This window comes from Ktedonobacter robiniae (assembly GCF_016587375.1).
Taxonomy (GTDB): domain Bacteria; phylum Chloroflexota; class Ktedonobacteria; order Ktedonobacterales; family Ktedonobacteraceae; genus Ktedonobacter; species Ktedonobacter robiniae.
The window spans coordinates 2,791,134-2,807,405 of record NZ_BNJG01000001.1; the positions used below are offsets into that span (position 1 = coordinate 2,791,134).

Consider the following 16,272-nt stretch of genomic DNA (forward strand, 5'->3'; position numbering starts at 1 on the left):
GTGGGTAATACCCACCTTTTTCTTTTCGGGTACAGGCTGACTTCTCGCGCCTACGCCGTATAATAGCTTGTTTGTTGTGCTATGATTAAACCGTCTATTTATTCTGCCTGCCTGGATTCATAGTGGAGCTTCATGAGAGTGCAATTTGTGCCTATTGTAACTGCCGCCTTGCTACAAGGAGGAGATCTGGCTGATCTTGTGCGTGAGGTCGTCTTTTTGGCGTTGATTGCGTTACTGGTAATTCTTGTGACGCGTCGTCTGACTGTTCCATACACATTGGGTTTAGTGGTAGTTGGGTTGCTAATTGGTGTCTTTAACCTGGCTCCCGAGGTGCGGTTGACTCCTGACCTGGTGCTGTTTGTCTTTCTGCCTGCACTGCTTTTCGAGGGGGCATGGTCGCTCTCGGTTGAGCGCCTGCGTGAGAATTGGAAGGTGATCTTTCTCCTGGCGTTTCCTGGTCTGTTGCTCTCGCTGGTGTTAATCGCGGTACCGCTACACGCCTTCGCGGGCCTTACCTGGCTGGATGCCTTCTTGCTAGCTGCGATCCTCTCGCCCACTGATCCTATTGCTGTGCTGGGCCTCTTTCGCCAGCTCTCGGTCAATGAGCAACTCGCGACTGTTATCGAGGCTGAGAGCCTCTTTAATGACGGGGTCGCGGGGGCGCTCTATCAGACATTTCTGGCACTGGTCCTGCTCTCAATCAATGGCCAGGGTTTGCAGCTGGCACAGGCCTGGGGCCAGGGACTATCTACCTTCTTGCTGGAGGGAGGCGGCAGCGTTGTCGTGGGTCTGGTCTGTGGTTTCATCGTCACGCGCGGCGTGCGCTTGATTGATGATCCTATGATTGAGACGACGATCACGATTGTTACCGCCTATGGTGTCTACCTAATCGCTGATTTTATGCATATGTCGGGCATTTTGGCAGTGATCTGCGCGGGCCTGGTGCTGGGCAGCTATGGACGCAAGCATGGCCTCTCTGAGCGAACCCTGGAGGTAACGGATAATTTTTGGGCCATGAGCGCCTTCCTGGTCAATGCTCTGCTCTTCTTGCTGGTAGGGGCGCAGATCAACCCGGTCCAATTTTTTGCTTCCCCCGATGCATATGGATTGCTGCTGAAGTGCGCCCTTGTGGTATGTTCGGTTCTGGTCTCACGCCTGGTCATGGTGCTCTTAATTCCGAGCAGCTTCCCGCCTTTTTCGGGTATGCGCTTGCGCTCCTGGCGTTTTGTCATCTTCTGGAGTGGCCTAAGAGGCGCGCTCTCGCTCGCACTCGTCCTGGCGCTTCCGCTCAATGTTCCAGATCGAAGTGCTTTGATCTACGATACCTATGCAGTCGTGCTCTTTACACTTCTGGGTCAGGGGCTCAGCCTGCGCAGCATCCTGAAGAAACTTCCCTCTGTCACGCGCAAGCTGATCGACTAGGGAGTGTTTTTCTTGGATTTTGGTATGCACTCAGGACTTCTCGCCACTTCGTGGCTCGCCGGAGTCAAACGGCTAAGCATCGTAGATGCTGTGAATACCTCGTACAGGGGAGGGCCTGAGTAGTTACGATTTTGCTATAAAAGATAGATAGGCTTTATCATGTCTCAGGTAATTTACTTTGATTGTTTCTCGGGTATCAGTGGCGATATGACGCTTGGGGCCTTGCTGGACCTGGGTCTCTCTCTTGAAGATCTGCGAGCCGAACTGGCGAAGCTCCAGATCACGGATTGGCAGATTGCCAACCGCCAGGAGGTACGTGGCTATATCGCGGGAACGCGCGCCCTGGTGACAGCTCCTGAGCAGGAGCAGCATCGCCACCTCTCTGATGTGCGCTCCATTATTGAGGCTAGCACGCTTTCGGAGCGAGTCAAGCGCCAGAGCCTGCATGTCTTTACCCTGCTGGCTGAGGCGGAGGGCAAGGTGCATGGTTATCCTGCCGAAGAGGTGCATTTTCACGAGGTCGGCGCGCTGGATGCGATTGTCGATATCGTAGGTGTAGTGGCTGGCCTTGAATTGCTAGGTGTAGAGCGTGTCTTTGCCAGTCCCTTGCCCCTGGGGGCCGGCTGGACGCGAGCCGCGCATGGCTGGTTACCTCTACCCGCGCCTGCTGTGCTAAACCTGTTGTCTGCTGCTGGTGCGCCCGTCACTCCAGATATGACGCCTGCCGAGCTGGTCACGCCAACCGGGGCAGCGCTCCTGGCGGCCCTGGCAGATTTCCGCCGCCCTCCCCTGCGCCTGAGCCGCGTCGGCTACGGCCTGGGCAAGCGCGAGCTAGAGCGCCCCAATGTCCTGCGCTGCTGGCTCGGCGAACTCCTGGACGAACCCCAAAGTCATGCTCATACTCACCACCACGAGCACACGCGCACGCATGAACATAAACCTCTTTCCTAGGCATCGGGCTAATGCACGAAAAGAAGATGGCGCGCATTTTGCGCGCCATCTTCTTTTTGCACGTTTTTACTCAAAGTGGCAGTGTGAGAGGCCGCGCTTCGCCAGGTAGCGCTGGTGATACTCCTCCGCACGGTAGAAGGTGGTGGCGGGAACGATCTGGGTCACGATGGGGCGCTTGTAGCGACCGGAGGCTTGCATACGCTCCTTGGAGGCCTCCGCCTCCTTCTGTTGCTCGGGAGTGTGATAGAAGATGGCCGAGCGGTACTGAGTGCCGACGTCGGGACCCTGGCGATTGAGCGTGGTCGGATTATGGTTCTCCCAGAAGACCTGTAAGAGCTGGTCGTAGGGGACCTGTTCTGGATTGTACTCCACCTCCACGACCTCGGCGTGCCCGGTCTGATCTGTACAGACATCGCGATAGGTTGGGTTCGTGTAGGTGCCTCCCTCATAGCCAACGGCTGTATTGGTCACGCCCTTGATGCTACGGAAGGTCTCCTCAACACCCCAGAAACAGCCCGCGCCAAAGGTGGCTTTCTCTAACTGTGCCATATGATACTTTCTCCTTTCAGAGAAAACTGAAAAATGCTATATACTATAAACTTCTACCTTTTAGAACAATCTCCCAAGGCCTTTAGTTCCCAAGAGAGGGAGTATGTACAATATTTGTATCAGGTCAATTCACATTTTAACCTCTTATATGGGTTATATGCTGTGTGATAGCGAGCTGGCTGCGCCAGCTCGCTATCACACAGCATATAAAACAACACGTTGCAAGCAAGGGATATTTGCAAACAATGTTGGCTATTTCACAGACAAAAAGAGATTTTTCGTGTATAACTTATAGGGATCTCTTCTCCTGATGAACACTGTCTATCACTATTATATTGATGTATGCCTATTTTGAAGGGAGCACGCTTTTATTATGTCCAGCCAGCCTTCTCAAGATGTTCCCCCGTTGACATCGACGGGTACTCTCTCCTCCCTGGTGCGTACGTTGTTTAATCGCTATGCGCGTGTCCTGCGCAATCCTGGTTTGCGTGTTTTTTCTGAGGAGAAAACGCGCGCCAGTGAGCCGCTGGTCCTGGTACAGGTCCTGGCTCTGGCCTGTTTTATCTCACTGACGATCGCGCTCTCGCAGCCATCGTTTACTCTGGTAACACCAATCTTCTATTCGGTCGCCTGTGTCTTTGTCATTGGCGGCTTCTTCCTGACGGAGTATGTTTCTTACCTGACGGCGCGTGCCTTTCGTGGGCAGGGTAGCTTTGTACAACAGTGCTATCTCTCGCTGCTCATCTCTCTCCCTTTGACCGTCATTTACTTCTTTGTGGCTCGCATCCCCTTCGTGGGGGATCGTCTGGTGTGGCTGCTGGATGTCTATGGCTTTGTGCTCTACGTGATTATGATCCGAGCTGTACACAACCTGGACCTCTGGCGCGCGCTTGCCGCCACCATCACGCCATTTGTGGTAAGCATGGCTCTTATTGGGACACTGATCTTCCTGGGGATTGTACTGTAACAACATACACATTTGTGATGAGAGAGGGGCCGTGGATATAGGTAGCCTGTGGCTGCCTATATCCACGGCCCCTCTCTCATCACAAATTGCTACTCGCCGCGGAGTTTGCTGTAGAGGACCTGGTCGTGCCAGGCGCCGTTACGCCATTGAGCCTTGCGTACCACGCCCTCGCGTGTGAAGCCTGCCTTCTCCAGTGCGCGCTGCTCAGGGCGGTTTGTTATGTCTGTCATGGCCTCGACGCGCATAATGGGGAAGGCCGCGAACAGATAGGCGGAGAGGAGTTGTTGCGCTTCGACGCCATAGCCTTTTCCCTGGTGCTTAGGGGCGAGGGCGATGCCGATCATATAGGCTTTGCTGCCCTCGTTTGGACCATAGCGTGTCATGTGGTAGTCCACGCTCCCCGCAAGCTCTCCCTCTAACGTCGTCACGACGAGGTGTCCCGAGGGGTCGCTGAGCGTGCTCCCCTCATCAAAGGCGCGTATCTGTGAGCCATACCCGCGCAAGCCAAAGTTGTTAAACTCGCCAATAAAGTCTGGATCATTGTTCCAGCGCTCTAATGTCTCTAGGTCTTCCTGCTTGATTGGTCGCAAAATAATATTTGTGCCGCGTAGCATGGACAATTACCTCTCTATGGTATAAGTATTTGCATTTGCTGATTATTATAGAAGTTTTAGTGTGTGCCATTTCTCAGCATTTGATGTCAGTCAGTGGGTATGATGGAGATAGTTTTCTATGGCCTGCCGATGGCTGTGAAGCATTTTTCCAGGTAGCTTATCGGGCGCGAAGAAGTGTAGCGCAACCACTTCATGCTCGTCAGGTAAAGGCTGCCCGCTGTAGGCCTGAGCGATGAAGACAGCGGTGATCGCGAAGGCTTCGTCCCCATTGGAGCATTGGAAATAGTAGTCGCGCCCTGAGAAGACCTCTTGCATATGTAGTGTGTGTAGTTCCAGCCCTGTTTCTTCCATGACCTCGCGCCGGGCGGTTTCCTCAAAAGATTCCCCCGGTTCCATCAATCCGCCTGGTAATCCCCAGGTGTCCTGTGGCTCTCTACGCTCTTGCAGAAGGATTTCTTTCTCTGCGTTAAGTACAATGACAACCGCCCCTGGCAGGATAAGCGGCCTGGTTCCTACTAGCCCGCGCATGGTCTGTATGTAACTCATGTATACCTGCTCTCTCTTTATCCAGACGTATGCTAGAGTCTGTTAGATTACGTCAAGTATACCATCTTAATTGTGCGGAATGGAGAGAGACGGCCCCCTATCAGGTACGAAGGTGTTTTCTGGCTGACACGTTTTCAGCGCGGAAATATGTTACCATGCAGAGAGAAGCATTTCGTTACTGGTAGTTTATTTGAAAGGATAGATGTGCGAGCTATGTCTGACACACACTCTTCTCCTACCTCGCGTAGAGCCTATCGCTCGCGTATCGGCATCGTGGCCGACTCTCCTAATTTTCCAGGGGCCTGGAAAGAGATTGTCGAGAAGGTACGCCTGGCCGATGAGCTGGGCTTCGACTCGGTCTGGCTGGGCGAGTCCTGGGGCTATGAACTCTTTACCTCGATGGGCGACCTGCTGCAGGCCACAAAGCGCATTAAAGTGGGCGCTGGAATCGCGAATATCTATTCGCGCACGCCAGCGTTGATTGCTAGCACTATTGCTACCCTGGACGAGCGTTCGGGTGGACGTGCCCTGCTGGGTCTGGGTCCCTCGGGCGCGAACGTTATTGAGCACTGGCATGGCGTCAAGTTTGAGAAACCGCTCAAGCGTACGCGGGAGTATGTGGACATTATCCGTATGATCTTACGCGGCGAGAAACTGGCCTATACTGGCGAGTTCTTTCAACTTGAGCGAGGTTTTAAGCTGCGCTTCACGCCTTTGCGCACCGATATTCCGATCTACATCGCGGCCATGGGACCCAAGAACATTTCGCAGACAGGTGAGATCGGGGATGGCATTCTGCCCGTGTATTGGCCGGTGGAGAAGTTTGGCGAGATGCGCGCGCAACTGAATGAGAGTTCACAACAGGCGGGCCGTCCCGCGCATAGCGTGGCTATCGCGCCCTATATCACGACCGCCCTTCTGCCAGAGGGCGCCAGCGAGCAGCAGATTCTGAGCGCGCGCCGAGCGGCCGCCTCGCCTCTGGCCTACTATATCGGCAAGATGGGGGTCTACTACGCGCAAATGCTCTCGCGCCACGGTTACACGGAAGATGTCCAGGCTGTGCTGGCTGGCTGGGAGAAAGGCATGAAGACAGCCATCGAAGCGGTTAGCCCGCGTATGCTCGATGCCGTCTCCATTGTAGGTACGCCACGGGAGGTTGTTGCTCGGTTGGATCAGTGGGCTGACCTGGGCGTGGATGAGCCGTTATTGACGATGCCTGGCGGTTCGCTTGATGAGACCGCGACCCTTCTGGGCATGTTGAGGGATGCCTTAAGCGAGGAGTAGCGCTTCTCGGCGAACGTATCCGCATGTTGCAGTCTCCGCTTGACGGAGGGGTGCGAATGGAAGAGGAACTCCACAAGCGGAGAGGGCGAGATCTCGGTGAGATTCTGGTTAGCGAGCCTGCGCATGGCGCTTTTAAAGGCATCGACCTTCTGCGTCATCTGGAGCGCGTACTCGTCGGCCTGGTACTCCATGTGACGGCTGTAGATGTTGCCTACGGGCATCACGATCAGGCTAAAGAGCGCCGTTAGCAGGAAGAAGAAGGGCAGCGTTGACGGGTCCGTGAGGGATTGGTAATGCCCTTGTTGTTCCACCGCCTGGTGGAGTGCCAGGTTGGCGAGGTAAAGTCCACCCAGAGTCAGGATCGACTGGCTGACGATCATCTTCCAGATGTCGTGATGGACATGGTGTCCCAGCTCATGGGCCAGCACGACCTCGATCTCATCCTCTGAATACCTGTCGGTCATTGTATCGCCCAGGACGATGCGGCGTGTATTGCCCAGTCCCATTAGAGCCGCATTGGTGGCTGTGGTCTTATTGCTCATCTGCATGGTGAAGACGCCCTGGACGCGTGTATCAGCGCTGGCAGCCAGCTTAATCAGGCGTTCTGTCAGCTCGCCCGCTGGTAGCGGCTTGAATTTGTAGAAGAGGGGAAAGATCAAGATGGGCGCGAGATTAGCCATAACCACGGAGAAGAAGAGCATGGCCAGAGCTGTCCAGAGCCACCACCACTGGGGTTGGAGCGCGAGCAGGCCATAGATGAGCGAGATGGCCGCTGCCTCAAGTCCCAGATTGAGCACAAAGTTTTTGCCTACATCGCTGATCCAGGCGCTTAGGGTCTGGATAGAGATGCCATAGCGACGCGGCAGGATAAAGCTGCCATAGACCAGCGCGGGTGCGGCAAGCAGTTGATAGAAGAGTATGATTGCCAGGAAGTAGAGCAGAATCTGCCAGGGATACCAGCCCGCCAGGGGTTGCCACTGGAGGAATGGGAGGGTATGGGAGACCCAGCCTATGCGCGTCCCGGCCCGCACCAGGTCGCGTAATCCCGCATCCCATCGCGTAATGAGTATGATAAGCAGGCCAGCAGACACCACCCCCATATTGATGAGTGTGACATGCCGTCGCTTGCGTGCATATGCGCGAGCTTTCTTTTGTCTTTCCTTATCGATCTCCATACTACCGTACTCCTACCACGTGAAGCTGCCGCACTCATTATTTTCTACATCGCTTGCCTGTGCCAGCCATGCTGGAGGCGTTCGTCCTGACAATTCGTCCTGATATTTCTATTTTAGAGCAAGGGCCTGGCAGGGGGATCTCCTGCCAGGAGTTGCATCTCTTCCATCTTATTGATGGAACTAATGGCTAGCGTTGGGTAAGTTTGGCCAGGTTGCCAAAGGAACGCTCAGCACTCTCCAGTGAAGGAATGGTTGGAGCGTCGTTCTCAACGATATACCAGGCCGCGCCAACCTCTTTAGCGGTGGTGTAGTAGCCCAGGATGTCCAGCGTGCCATTGCCCACTTCCGTGAAGGTGCGCTCCGCCGTCATGTCTTTGAGGTGTACCAGGGGTACACGCCCGGCATGCTGTTGGAGATAGGCCTTGGGATCGACACCGGCAAACGCGACCCAGTAGGTATCCAGTTCGAGTTTGACCAGCTCAGGATCTGTATTCTCGGCCAGGATATCCAGCAAGTAGCTGCCGTTTAGCTTCTCAAATTCGTGGTTGTGGTTGTGATAGGCGAGCGTGATTCCCGCCTCGTGGCAACGTTTCCCATACTCGTTCATCTGCTTGGCGAAGGCCAGCAGACGTTCCGTGTCGTTGAGGTCCTCACGTGACATGTAAGGAACGATCAAATAAGGGCAACCAATCTGGCGGCAGTACTCAATCTCGCGTGCGCTGTCGGCCTGCAAAAGATGGTAGCCTACATGGCTGCCAGCCACTTTGAGTCCAGTCTCCTGGAGTAGGCCGCGCAGTTCTTCCGCGCTCAGATCGCCATAGCCTGCGAATTCGACACCCTGGTAGCCTAGCTGCGCAACCTTACGAATTGTCCCTTTGAAATCCTGCGCTGTCTGATCGCGTACGGTGTAAAGCTGAAGCCCTACTTGCATAGACATGTATTCTCCCTTAGAGTGTTGTTACTTGATGTATCCACTGTCTTGAATTTCTACCCTCATTGGCAATAAGTAGTGCAGCTGTAAGCAGCTGGCAAATTGTAGGGTCCAAGCTGGCTTGGACTCCTCCCGCAGGCAAGGTACCCTGACTCGTGGTGATAGGCCATGCCAGCATGGCCCCTACAATGCCCTTTGTGCCGATGATGATACTTCAGTATATCACCTGTGGCGCCTGCTAATATATCTATGGCTGCCTCGGAATAGTGGAATTGTTTGAGATCTTATGGTTTTGTCGCGCGCGCTTGTCAGATTTCGCAACAGGGGTCAGCGTGAGCTTATCTGGCAGGGCCTCCGTGATTTCATGCAAAAATTGATTAGGTTGATCAATGTGCATGTAGTGTCCCGCCGCTGTAATGATGCGGTTACGTGTTTGTGGCAAGGCACTGGCGAGCTTCTGTGCAACTTCGCGGAAGAACGGTTGGCTACGTGTACTTATCAGGCAGGTGACTGGCTGCTTGATCTGTGTGAGCTCATGTGTATGTATATACTCACCTGTTCCCGCCGCGTTCTCCTGTAGAGCCGCCTCCGCGTTGGTAAGTAGCACCTCGCGCCATTCCGGTGAGAGGTGTGTAAAGCCACTATCGCCGGATTTGTCCTCTAAGAGATCGTGATAATATGCCTCGGCTGCGGCTCGTAGGCCCTTTGTTTTCTGGAGATAGCGTAGGCGGACATTATCCAGGAAGGCGGTCACGGCCTTTTGCTTGCGCAGGTGAAAGGTGGCTTCGCAGAGGACGAGGGACGCGACCAGTTCTGGATGATGTAACGCCAGGTCGAGGGCGATAATCGCGCCCGTGTCTGTGCCAACAATAGTTGCTGGCGTCGCGTGCAACTGCTGGAGCAGAGTGGCGGCATCCTCGGTATGTCGATGGAGATCGCCTACAGGTGACTGCCTGGAGCGGCTAAAGCCCCGGCGATCATAGGCGATAACACGGTTGCGTGTCGCCAGGCGTTCAAAGGTACTTCCCCAGAGATCCGCGTTGGCCCCATTGGCATGAATCAGCAGGATGGGGAGCCCGGCACCCTTTTCTTTGTAAAAAAGGTCTGCGTTATGTATGCTGGCTGTTGGCATAGACATCTCTCTTTCCAGGTGAAACGAAGTTTTAAGATTGTGGTTGCCATCCCTGTTCGCGGTAAATGCGCAGTGTTTGCTGATCGCCGGGCACATAGCTGACCATGGAGTAGTTTGCGATACCAGTAAAAACGGTGGTTGCTGTGCGTAGGGTCAGTCTTCCCAGTGTACTATGCTGTACCTGGAACACGAATGAGGGAACGGGTTTCCCCTGCGAGTAGGAAGAATTGGCGATGCGTCTAAATTCTGGAAGTTCGCGCAGGCGTTTGCGCAGGGCCTTATATTCTGGGAGATGGGTGCTGGTGCTGGCGTTGTACTGAAAGTCGCTGACCAGGCGGCGAGCCAGGTTCTCCCATCCATGGAAGCGCCGCCGCATCTCGGGATCAAATACAAACTCCAGTAAATGCAGATTCTTTTGCTGAGAGCGCTCTTCGGAAATTTCAAATAATTGTAGGGAAGCCTCGTTCCAGGCGTGTAGGTACCAGAGGCGATTGAGGGCGTGCGCGGGATAGGAGGTATTTTGTACCAGTAGGCTTGCCAGGTCTCCTAATTCGAGGAGGGCCTCTTCAGGTTCCTGACTAATATAGTGCCCCGTCAGGCGCGTATAGGCATCGTAGAGCTCCTGCCGTTCGTCGCTTACGAGTTCAAAGGCCCTGGCGAGAAGTTGCACGACATGCGGCGAGGGATTGGCGCGCTGCCCTGTCTCCAGGTGATAGATATATGTGCGAGAGAGGCGTGTGGCCTGGGCGAGCTGCCCCTGGGACATGCCTCGTGTCTGGCGTAAATGGGTGATCAGTTGTGGAAACGTAAATGTTTTGCTATGTATCATCCCTGGCCTTTACTCTCTCTATGATGATCCCTTTTTCGTTAGCTATACTCTATTATGCCCAAAAATTTGTTAGCTGGCAACGTGGCTATTACTCTATACGCGCCATATAATTAGAGAAAGGAGAAATGGGTTGTTGGTGCTTATCGCCGCGACAGAGTAGTCGCTCAGAGCGTCGCATGGATGATGTCCCCCTATGGAGAGGAGCTTTGGCTAAATGTCTGACCCATCTTTAATCAACAACACCCCAGAGCAGCAGCGTTTCTCTACTCTTACCAGTGATGGACGCGAAGAACTTCTTCGGGAGCGACCATGGATACGTCACTACCAGGAAGGTGTTCCCGCTCTTCTTGATATTCCTGATCGCGCTGTAACGTCTCTGCTCGACACGACTGCCAGTCGCTACCCAAGCGCTTGCGCTATCAGCTACTTTGGCGCCAAGCTGACCTATGCTCAGCTCTCGCACCTGGCTAATCGCTTTGCGATTAGCTTACAAAAGCTAGGTATTCACAAGGGCGACCGTGTGGCCATCGCATTGCCAAATATTCCCCAGTACCCGATTGCCTTCTTCGGGGCATTGCGTGCGGGCGCGGTTGTCGTTCCTACCAATCCACTGTATACAGCGCATGAGATGCGTCACCAGATGGCCGATTCTGGCGCGCGCGTCCTGATTATGCTCGATGATTATTATCCTGTTGTACGCGAGATACGCAAGGAAACAGCCCTTGAGCATGTTATTTTAACCAGTCCCTCGGATTACTTGCCAGCCGTCTTGCGCACTCTCTATCCCCTGAGCCATCGTGGCACGAATAAGTCGGGTCCGCTCTTATCTGAAAAAGAGCGGCGCGGCGATGAGTCGCTACATATCATGAGCACCATGTTAGAGTCACATGCCACGCGTGGCGGCATTGAGTTGTTTAGCCTGCCCCAAGCGGCGAAGGGCGATGACCTGGCCCTCCTGCAATATACAGGTGGCACCACTGGTCTCTCCAAGGGTGCTATGCTTACGCACCGCAACCTGATAGCCAATGCTATGCAGACGCGCTATTGGACAACTATGGCTCGCGATGCCCAGGAAATTACGCTATGTGCCGCTCCTTTCTTCCATGCCTATGGTCTGACGGTCGGCATGAATCTCTCGATTCTGATCGCGGCAACGATGGTCCTTATCCCTCGTTTCAAGCCCGATGAGGTTCTGGATACAATTCGGCGGACGCGTCCAACACTCTTTCCGGGGATTCCGACGATGTATATCGCGATTTTGCGCGAGGCGGGCAAGAATCCCGAGTACCTTAGCTCTATCCAATATTGTATCAGTGGCGCAGCTCCTTTGCCAGCCAAAGTACAGACGGATTTTGAGTCCGCGACCAGGGCCAAGCTGGTCGAGGGGTATGGTCTGAGCGAGGCCGCGCCTGTGACGCACTGCAACCCACTGAATGATAATCGGCGCGGCGGCAGCATTGGTCTTCCCCTCCCAGAGATCGAGGCTGCGATCATGAACATTGCCACTGGCGAACTGCTTCCCGTCAATGAGATTGGCGAGATCGTGGTCAAGGGTCCCAATATTATGCAGGGTTACTGGAATCAGCCAGAGGAGACCACGGATATCTTCCGCAACGGCTGGATGCGCACGGGCGATATTGGCCGCATGGATGAAGATGGCTTTTTCTACGTGGTTGACCGGGCCAAGGATCTGATCCTTGCCAGTGGCTTTAACGTCTATCCGCGCGAGGTCGAGGAGGTGCTCTTCCGCCACCCTTCGGTTGTTGAGGCCGCCGTCACCGCTGTCCCCCACGAGTATCGTGGCGAGACAGTGGGAGCCTTTATCGTGCTCAAGCCCGGCGTCGCGCCCTCTGAAGAAACTCGCCAGCAAATTATCGCTTTCTGTAAAGAAGAATTAACCGCTTATAAAGTGCCTAAGGTTGTGGAGTTCCGCAAAAATCTGCCGAAAACACTTGTCGGCAAGGTCCTTCGGCGCGAACTTCGTGTTGAAAAACAAGCATAGCCGCATAGATGCGTTTGACTTCTACTCCAAAGGAGAAAGGGAACCTATGTCGACAACTATGAAGCCAACTGAAGCTGGAACAGCCTTTTTGACGACTCCCGTCAGTGAGAGCGCGGATAGAATATTTACCCCGGAACAGCGTGACGAAGATCAGCGCATGTTCGAAGAGTCCAGCGTGACCTTCGTCGAGCGCGAAGTCTTGCCCAAACTCGACGCCATCGAGAGCCAGGAGCCGGGCGTTATGCCCTCCCTGCTGAAGAAAGCTGGCGAGCAGGGCCTGCTGATGATTGAAATCCCCGAGGCGTATGGTGGCGCGGAACTGGGCCTGCTGACCAGTGTCCTGGTCGCCTCGCAGCAGAAGGAGGCCTCCTTTAGCGTGGCCTTTGGTGCGCATACCACCATTGGTTCGCTCCCCATTGTCTATTACGGTACCGAGGAGCAGAAGCAGGCCTATCTGCCCAAGCTGGCGACCGGAGAATGGATCGCCGCTTATGCGCTGACTGAGCCGGGCGTTGGCTCTGACGCCATGGGTCTGAGCACGCGCGCCGAACTCTCCGAGGATGGCAAATACTATATTCTCAATGGCACCAAGCAGTGGATCTCGAATGCTGGTTTCGCCGATGTCTTCGTGGCCTTTGCCCGCATCGGCAATGAGCGCCCCTCCGCCTTTATTGTCGAGGCCAACTGGCCGGGTGTCACTACTGGACCCGAAGAGAATAAGATGGGCATCAAGGGCTCCTCGACACGCCAGCTGATCCTTCAGGATGTCAAGGTGCCTACCGAGAATCTGTTGGGCGAGATCCACAAGGGTTATAAGATCGCCTTTAACATTCTCAACATTGGCCGCCTCAAACTGGGTGCCGGTACCGTTGGTGGTGCGCGCAACGCCTTAAAGCTGGCAGCGACCTATACCAATGAGCGCAAGGCCTTCGGCAAATTCCTGCATGAGTTCGGCATGATCAAGAAGAAGCTGGCTCGTATGGCCGCCGAGACCTATGCCGCTGAGAGCGAGGTCTTCCGCACCGCCGCCAACATCTCCAACGCGCAGCATAGCGGTGGCGACAATACAGATGCCATCTTCAAAGCCGTTGAGGATTATGCCATTGAGGCTTCCCTGGCCAAGGTACACGGTAGCGAGGTCCTGGCTATGGTGGTTGACGAGGGCGTACAGATCTTCGGTGGCTACGGCTTCATGAAGGAGTACCCCATCGAGAAGGCCTATCGCGATGCGCGTATCCAGCGTATCTTTGAGGGTACGAATGAGATTAACCGCATGGTGGCCTCGGGCACGCTCTTCCGCCGCGCAATAAAGGGTCAGGTCAGTTTGATGACCATCTATCCCCAGGTTGAGGGGCGCATTAAGGCCAATCAGCCGTCGAATGGCGCTGATGAGAATGTGCCTGCCGAACTGCGCGAGGCCGTTTACACTCTTGAGCGCTCGAAGGATGCCACCATTTATGCCGCCGTCAACGTGGCCATGAAGTATATGCAGGCCCTTGAGCAGGAGCAGGAGTTTATCGAGTACCTGGCGAATCTGCTGATCGATCTGTACGCGGTCGATAGCGCCCTGGCGCGTGCCATCCAGGCCGTGCGTCGTGGTGATGCCGAGAGCGCGACCCATGTCAAACTGGCGCAACTCGCCTCCTGGCTGGCCTTTACCCGCATCCGTGCCAACTTGGATCAACTCCTGATGTCCTACATTGACGAGGGACGCGTCGCCAAAGTTCTGGAGCGTGTGCGTACCTACGTGGGCGACTATGCGATCAATGGCGTTGCGCTCCAGCGCGAGATCGCTTCTATCGTAGTTGAGAAGCAGGGCTACCCCTTCTCCCTCTAGGATCTACCTATCGGAAACCCTGAGCGCGGAGCGCTAACCACGATAGTGACGCCGCGCCCCGAATGGGGATTAGCTTCCGTTTAAGTAGCAATCACAAGCAAATACCCTACATTCTTAGCTCCTGGTTGTGGGATGTGGGGGGGAGTCACTCCTCCCCCCACGTCCTGTTCTCTCTTTTCGTCCTCAACGAGGGATTAGTGCCCCCCTCTTGAGCTAAACCAGGAAGTTGTAGCACCTCTATCGCGTACTGCCACAATACGAAGAGGAGTTTTGCTATGCAGGTTGGAGATACGAAGTCTTGGGAGCGTACATTTACCCTGGATGAGGTGCGGCTCTTTGCTCACCTCTCAGGCGACAAGGGTGCGCATCATATCCTCCCCGATGAGCAAGGACGTGTCATGGTGCATGGATTGCTTACCGCGACACTTCCCACCAAACTTGGCGGGGACCTGAACTATATCGCGCGTTCGCTCAATTTTGATTTTCTACGCCCCGTCTATGCTGGAGATACCGTCCGCTGTATCGTCACAGTGACTCAGCTTGAGCAGCAGGCTGGGCGGACACACATGACTTCCATCTTCACCTGCTTCAATCAGCATGGCAAACGTGTTCTGGCTGGCGAGACACAGGGAGTTGTGCGTGACCTCGAGCCAGATGAGATGTGTGTGCCATGCGACTAATACAGGGTGTTGGCACAACGCTGCTAAAGCACGCGTCTACATATCAAGGCGCGAGATGCTCCGTGCTCATATGTAGACGCGTGCTTTAGCAGCGTCGTTACTCGTTTTTCTCACTGTAAAATAACGATTCACTCTCACAAAGGAGTAGAGATAATGCCAGAAGCCGTGATCGCGAGTGCTGTACGCACTCCTATTGGGCGCGCGAATAAAGGCGTGCTAAGAGATGTACGTGCCGATGACCTCGCCGCTCTAGCGGTCAAAGCCGCCGTTGAGCGTGTGCCGAACTTGGATCGCTCTCTGATCGAAGATCTGATCCTTGGCTGCGCCTTCCCTGAAGGGGAGCAGGGCATGAACCTGGCGCGTATTGTAGGCGCGCTTGCTGACCTGCCCGAGACCGCTGGTGGTGTAACTGTCAATCGTTTCTGTGCCTCCAGCCTGCAAGCAGTGAACATGGCCGCGCAGAGCATCATGCTTGGCCTGGGAGATGTGATTATCGCAGGCGGCGTTGAGAACATGTCCCGCGTGCCTATGGGCGGCTTTAACCCCAGCTTTAACCCACGTCTGGTTCCGCCGCGTGAGGGCGAAAAGGCCGAGTCGTATCTCCCGCCCTGTGAGCTTGAGTATGGTTATGCCAGCTATATGCCCATGGGTATTACCGCCGAGAACCTGGCGCGCCTGCATAACATCAGTCGCGAGGCTCAGGATGCCTTCGCACTGCGCAGCCACCAGCGCGCCATTGCGGCGACTGAGAAGGGCATCTTCAAGCGCGAGATCGTGCCCGTGCCCCTGCCCGATGGGCGCGTGATGGAGATCGACGAGGGACCACGCCGAGATACCTCGCTTGAGAGGCTCGCCAGCCTGGAGCCCGCCTTTATCAAAGGTGGCACCGTGACCGCTGGTAACTCCAGCCCGCTCAATGATGGTGCCTCCGCTGTTGTGATCATGTCCGAGGAGAAGGCGCGTGAGCAGGGGATTACGCCCCTGGCCCGCATTCGCACCATGGCTGTCTCTGGCGTACGCCCGGACATAATGGGCATTGGACCCGTCTCCGCAGTGCGCAAAGTTCTCCAGCGCTCGGGCCTGCAACTAAGCGATATCGATGTCTTCGAGCTGAACGAGGCCTTCGCTGTGCAGAACCTGGCCGTAATCCGCGAACTAGGCCTTGATGATGAGGCGAAGCTGAATCCCCACGGTGGCGCGATTGCCCTGGGACATCCCCTGGGTTGTAGCGGTGCCCGCTTGATTGCCACCCTGGTGAATGATCTACAGACTCTGAATAAGACGCTGGGTATTGCCACGCTGTGCGTCGGCGGTGGCCAGGGCGTTGCCACCTTGATCGAGAGGATTTCATAG

General features: G+C 55.0%; 15 protein-coding genes. 8 read left to right on the forward strand and 7 right to left on the reverse strand.

What is annotated here, in order from left to right:
• Positions 1-132: 132 nt before the first annotated feature.
• Both JMJ04_RS11750 and larC read left to right on the forward strand, forming a co-directional pair.
• Positions 133-1,422, forward strand: a complete 1,290-nt coding sequence (locus tag JMJ04_RS11750) for a cation:proton antiporter (RefSeq protein WP_201370676.1) — start codon at positions 133-135, stop codon at positions 1,420-1,422.
• Positions 1,423-1,581: 159 nt separating this feature from the next.
• Entirely contained in the window at positions 1,582-2,373 is a 792-nt protein-coding gene (gene larC, locus JMJ04_RS11755) for a nickel pincer cofactor biosynthesis protein LarC (RefSeq protein WP_201370677.1), read from the forward strand.
• Between the two features lie 66 nt (positions 2,374-2,439).
• Here larC and msrA read toward each other — a convergent pair whose 3' ends face one another.
• Positions 2,440-2,922 (reverse strand): peptide-methionine (S)-S-oxide reductase MsrA, encoded by a 483-nt coding sequence (gene msrA / locus JMJ04_RS11760; protein ID WP_201370678.1) that lies wholly within the window; start codon positions 2,920-2,922, stop codon positions 2,440-2,442.
• A gap of 373 nt (positions 2,923-3,295) precedes the next feature.
• Here msrA and JMJ04_RS11765 point away from each other — a divergent pair, with 373 nt between their 5' ends.
• Complete coding sequence (locus JMJ04_RS11765) at positions 3,296-3,889, forward strand: YIP1 family protein (RefSeq protein ID WP_201370679.1); 594 nt, start codon at positions 3,296-3,298, stop codon at positions 3,887-3,889.
• A gap of 89 nt (positions 3,890-3,978) precedes the next feature.
• Here JMJ04_RS11765 and JMJ04_RS11770 read toward each other — a convergent pair whose 3' ends face one another.
• Complete coding sequence (locus JMJ04_RS11770; protein WP_201370680.1) at positions 3,979-4,503, reverse strand: GNAT family N-acetyltransferase; 525 nt, start codon at positions 4,501-4,503, stop codon at positions 3,979-3,981.
• A gap of 90 nt (positions 4,504-4,593) precedes the next feature.
• A complete protein-coding gene (locus tag JMJ04_RS11775) occupies positions 4,594-5,049 on the reverse strand; it encodes an NUDIX hydrolase (RefSeq protein ID WP_201370681.1) in 456 nt (151 codons plus the stop codon).
• A gap of 213 nt (positions 5,050-5,262) precedes the next feature.
• Between JMJ04_RS11775 and JMJ04_RS11780 the strand changes: the two genes are divergently transcribed.
• Positions 5,263-6,333 carry an LLM class flavin-dependent oxidoreductase gene (locus tag JMJ04_RS11780; protein WP_201370682.1) on the forward strand — a complete coding sequence of 357 codons (1,071 nt, stop codon included), beginning with the start codon at positions 5,263-5,265 and terminating at the stop codon, positions 6,331-6,333.
• On the opposite strand, the gene JMJ04_RS11785 is transcribed toward JMJ04_RS11780, so the two are convergent.
• From JMJ04_RS11785 to JMJ04_RS11800, 4 genes are all read right to left on the reverse strand, one after another.
• Positions 6,222-7,508 carry a M48 family metallopeptidase gene (locus JMJ04_RS11785; protein WP_201370683.1) on the reverse strand — a complete coding sequence of 429 codons (1,287 nt, stop codon included), beginning with the start codon at positions 7,506-7,508 and terminating at the stop codon, positions 6,222-6,224. The two genes, JMJ04_RS11780 and JMJ04_RS11785, sit on opposite strands and share 112 nt — an antisense overlap.
• Before the next feature lie 187 nt (positions 7,509-7,695).
• On the reverse strand, positions 7,696-8,445 hold the full coding sequence (locus JMJ04_RS11790) for a sugar phosphate isomerase/epimerase family protein (protein WP_201370684.1): 750 nt from the start codon (positions 8,443-8,445) through the stop codon (positions 7,696-7,698).
• A gap of 241 nt (positions 8,446-8,686) precedes the next feature.
• Entirely contained in the window at positions 8,687-9,571 is an 885-nt protein-coding gene (locus tag JMJ04_RS11795) for an alpha/beta fold hydrolase (protein WP_201370685.1), read from the reverse strand.
• Between the two features lie 31 nt (positions 9,572-9,602).
• On the reverse strand, positions 9,603-10,400 hold the full coding sequence (locus tag JMJ04_RS11800) for a helix-turn-helix transcriptional regulator (RefSeq protein ID WP_201370686.1): 798 nt from the start codon (positions 10,398-10,400) through the stop codon (positions 9,603-9,605).
• Positions 10,401-10,614: 214 nt separating this feature from the next.
• Between JMJ04_RS11800 and JMJ04_RS11805 the strand changes: the two genes are divergently transcribed.
• The 4 genes from JMJ04_RS11805 (at position 10,615) to JMJ04_RS11820 (ending at position 16,272) form a co-directional block, all read left to right on the forward strand.
• On the forward strand, positions 10,615-12,402 hold the full coding sequence (locus tag JMJ04_RS11805; protein WP_201370687.1) for a long-chain-fatty-acid--CoA ligase: 1,788 nt from the start codon (positions 10,615-10,617) through the stop codon (positions 12,400-12,402).
• A 46-nt stretch (positions 12,403-12,448) separates the two neighbouring features.
• On the forward strand, positions 12,449-14,239 hold the full coding sequence (locus JMJ04_RS11810; RefSeq protein WP_201370688.1) for an acyl-CoA dehydrogenase family protein: 1,791 nt from the start codon (positions 12,449-12,451) through the stop codon (positions 14,237-14,239).
• Between the two features lie 275 nt (positions 14,240-14,514).
• Positions 14,515-14,919, forward strand: a complete 405-nt coding sequence (locus tag JMJ04_RS11815; RefSeq protein ID WP_201370689.1) for a MaoC family dehydratase — start codon at positions 14,515-14,517, stop codon at positions 14,917-14,919.
• Between the two features lie 153 nt (positions 14,920-15,072).
• Entirely contained in the window at positions 15,073-16,272 is a 1,200-nt protein-coding gene (locus JMJ04_RS11820) for a thiolase family protein (protein WP_201370690.1), read from the forward strand.

Bases quoted from the DNA above. Each gene is read 5' to 3' on its own strand.
- JMJ04_RS11765 (WP_201370679.1), top strand. From the start codon at position 3,296: ATGTCCAGCCAGCCTTCTCAAGATGTTCCCCCGTTGACATCGACGGGT.
- JMJ04_RS11785 (WP_201370683.1), bottom strand. From the start codon at position 7,508: ATGGAGATCGATAAGGAAAGACAAAAGAAAGCTCGCGCATATGCACGC.
- JMJ04_RS11775 (WP_201370681.1), bottom strand. From the start codon at position 5,049: ATGAGTTACATACAGACCATGCGCGGGCTAGTAGGAACCAGGCCGCTT.
- JMJ04_RS11820 (WP_201370690.1), top strand. From the start codon at position 15,073: ATGCCAGAAGCCGTGATCGCGAGTGCTGTACGCACTCCTATTGGGCGC.
- msrA (WP_201370678.1), bottom strand. From the start codon at position 2,922: ATGGCACAGTTAGAGAAAGCCACCTTTGGCGCGGGCTGTTTCTGGGGT.
- JMJ04_RS11790 (WP_201370684.1), bottom strand. From the start codon at position 8,445: ATGTCTATGCAAGTAGGGCTTCAGCTTTACACCGTACGCGATCAGACA.
- JMJ04_RS11800 (WP_201370686.1), bottom strand. From the start codon at position 10,400: ATGATACATAGCAAAACATTTACGTTTCCACAACTGATCACCCATTTA.
- JMJ04_RS11750 (WP_201370676.1), top strand. From the start codon at position 133: ATGAGAGTGCAATTTGTGCCTATTGTAACTGCCGCCTTGCTACAAGGA.
- JMJ04_RS11770 (WP_201370680.1), bottom strand. From the start codon at position 4,503: ATGCTACGCGGCACAAATATTATTTTGCGACCAATCAAGCAGGAAGAC.
- JMJ04_RS11810 (WP_201370688.1), top strand. From the start codon at position 12,449: ATGTCGACAACTATGAAGCCAACTGAAGCTGGAACAGCCTTTTTGACG.
- larC (WP_201370677.1), top strand. From the start codon at position 1,582: ATGTCTCAGGTAATTTACTTTGATTGTTTCTCGGGTATCAGTGGCGAT.
- JMJ04_RS11815 (WP_201370689.1), top strand. From the start codon at position 14,515: ATGCAGGTTGGAGATACGAAGTCTTGGGAGCGTACATTTACCCTGGAT.
- JMJ04_RS11805 (WP_201370687.1), top strand. From the start codon at position 10,615: ATGTCTGACCCATCTTTAATCAACAACACCCCAGAGCAGCAGCGTTTC.
- JMJ04_RS11780 (WP_201370682.1), top strand. From the start codon at position 5,263: ATGTCTGACACACACTCTTCTCCTACCTCGCGTAGAGCCTATCGCTCG.
- JMJ04_RS11795 (WP_201370685.1), bottom strand. From the start codon at position 9,571: ATGCCAACAGCCAGCATACATAACGCAGACCTTTTTTACAAAGAAAAG.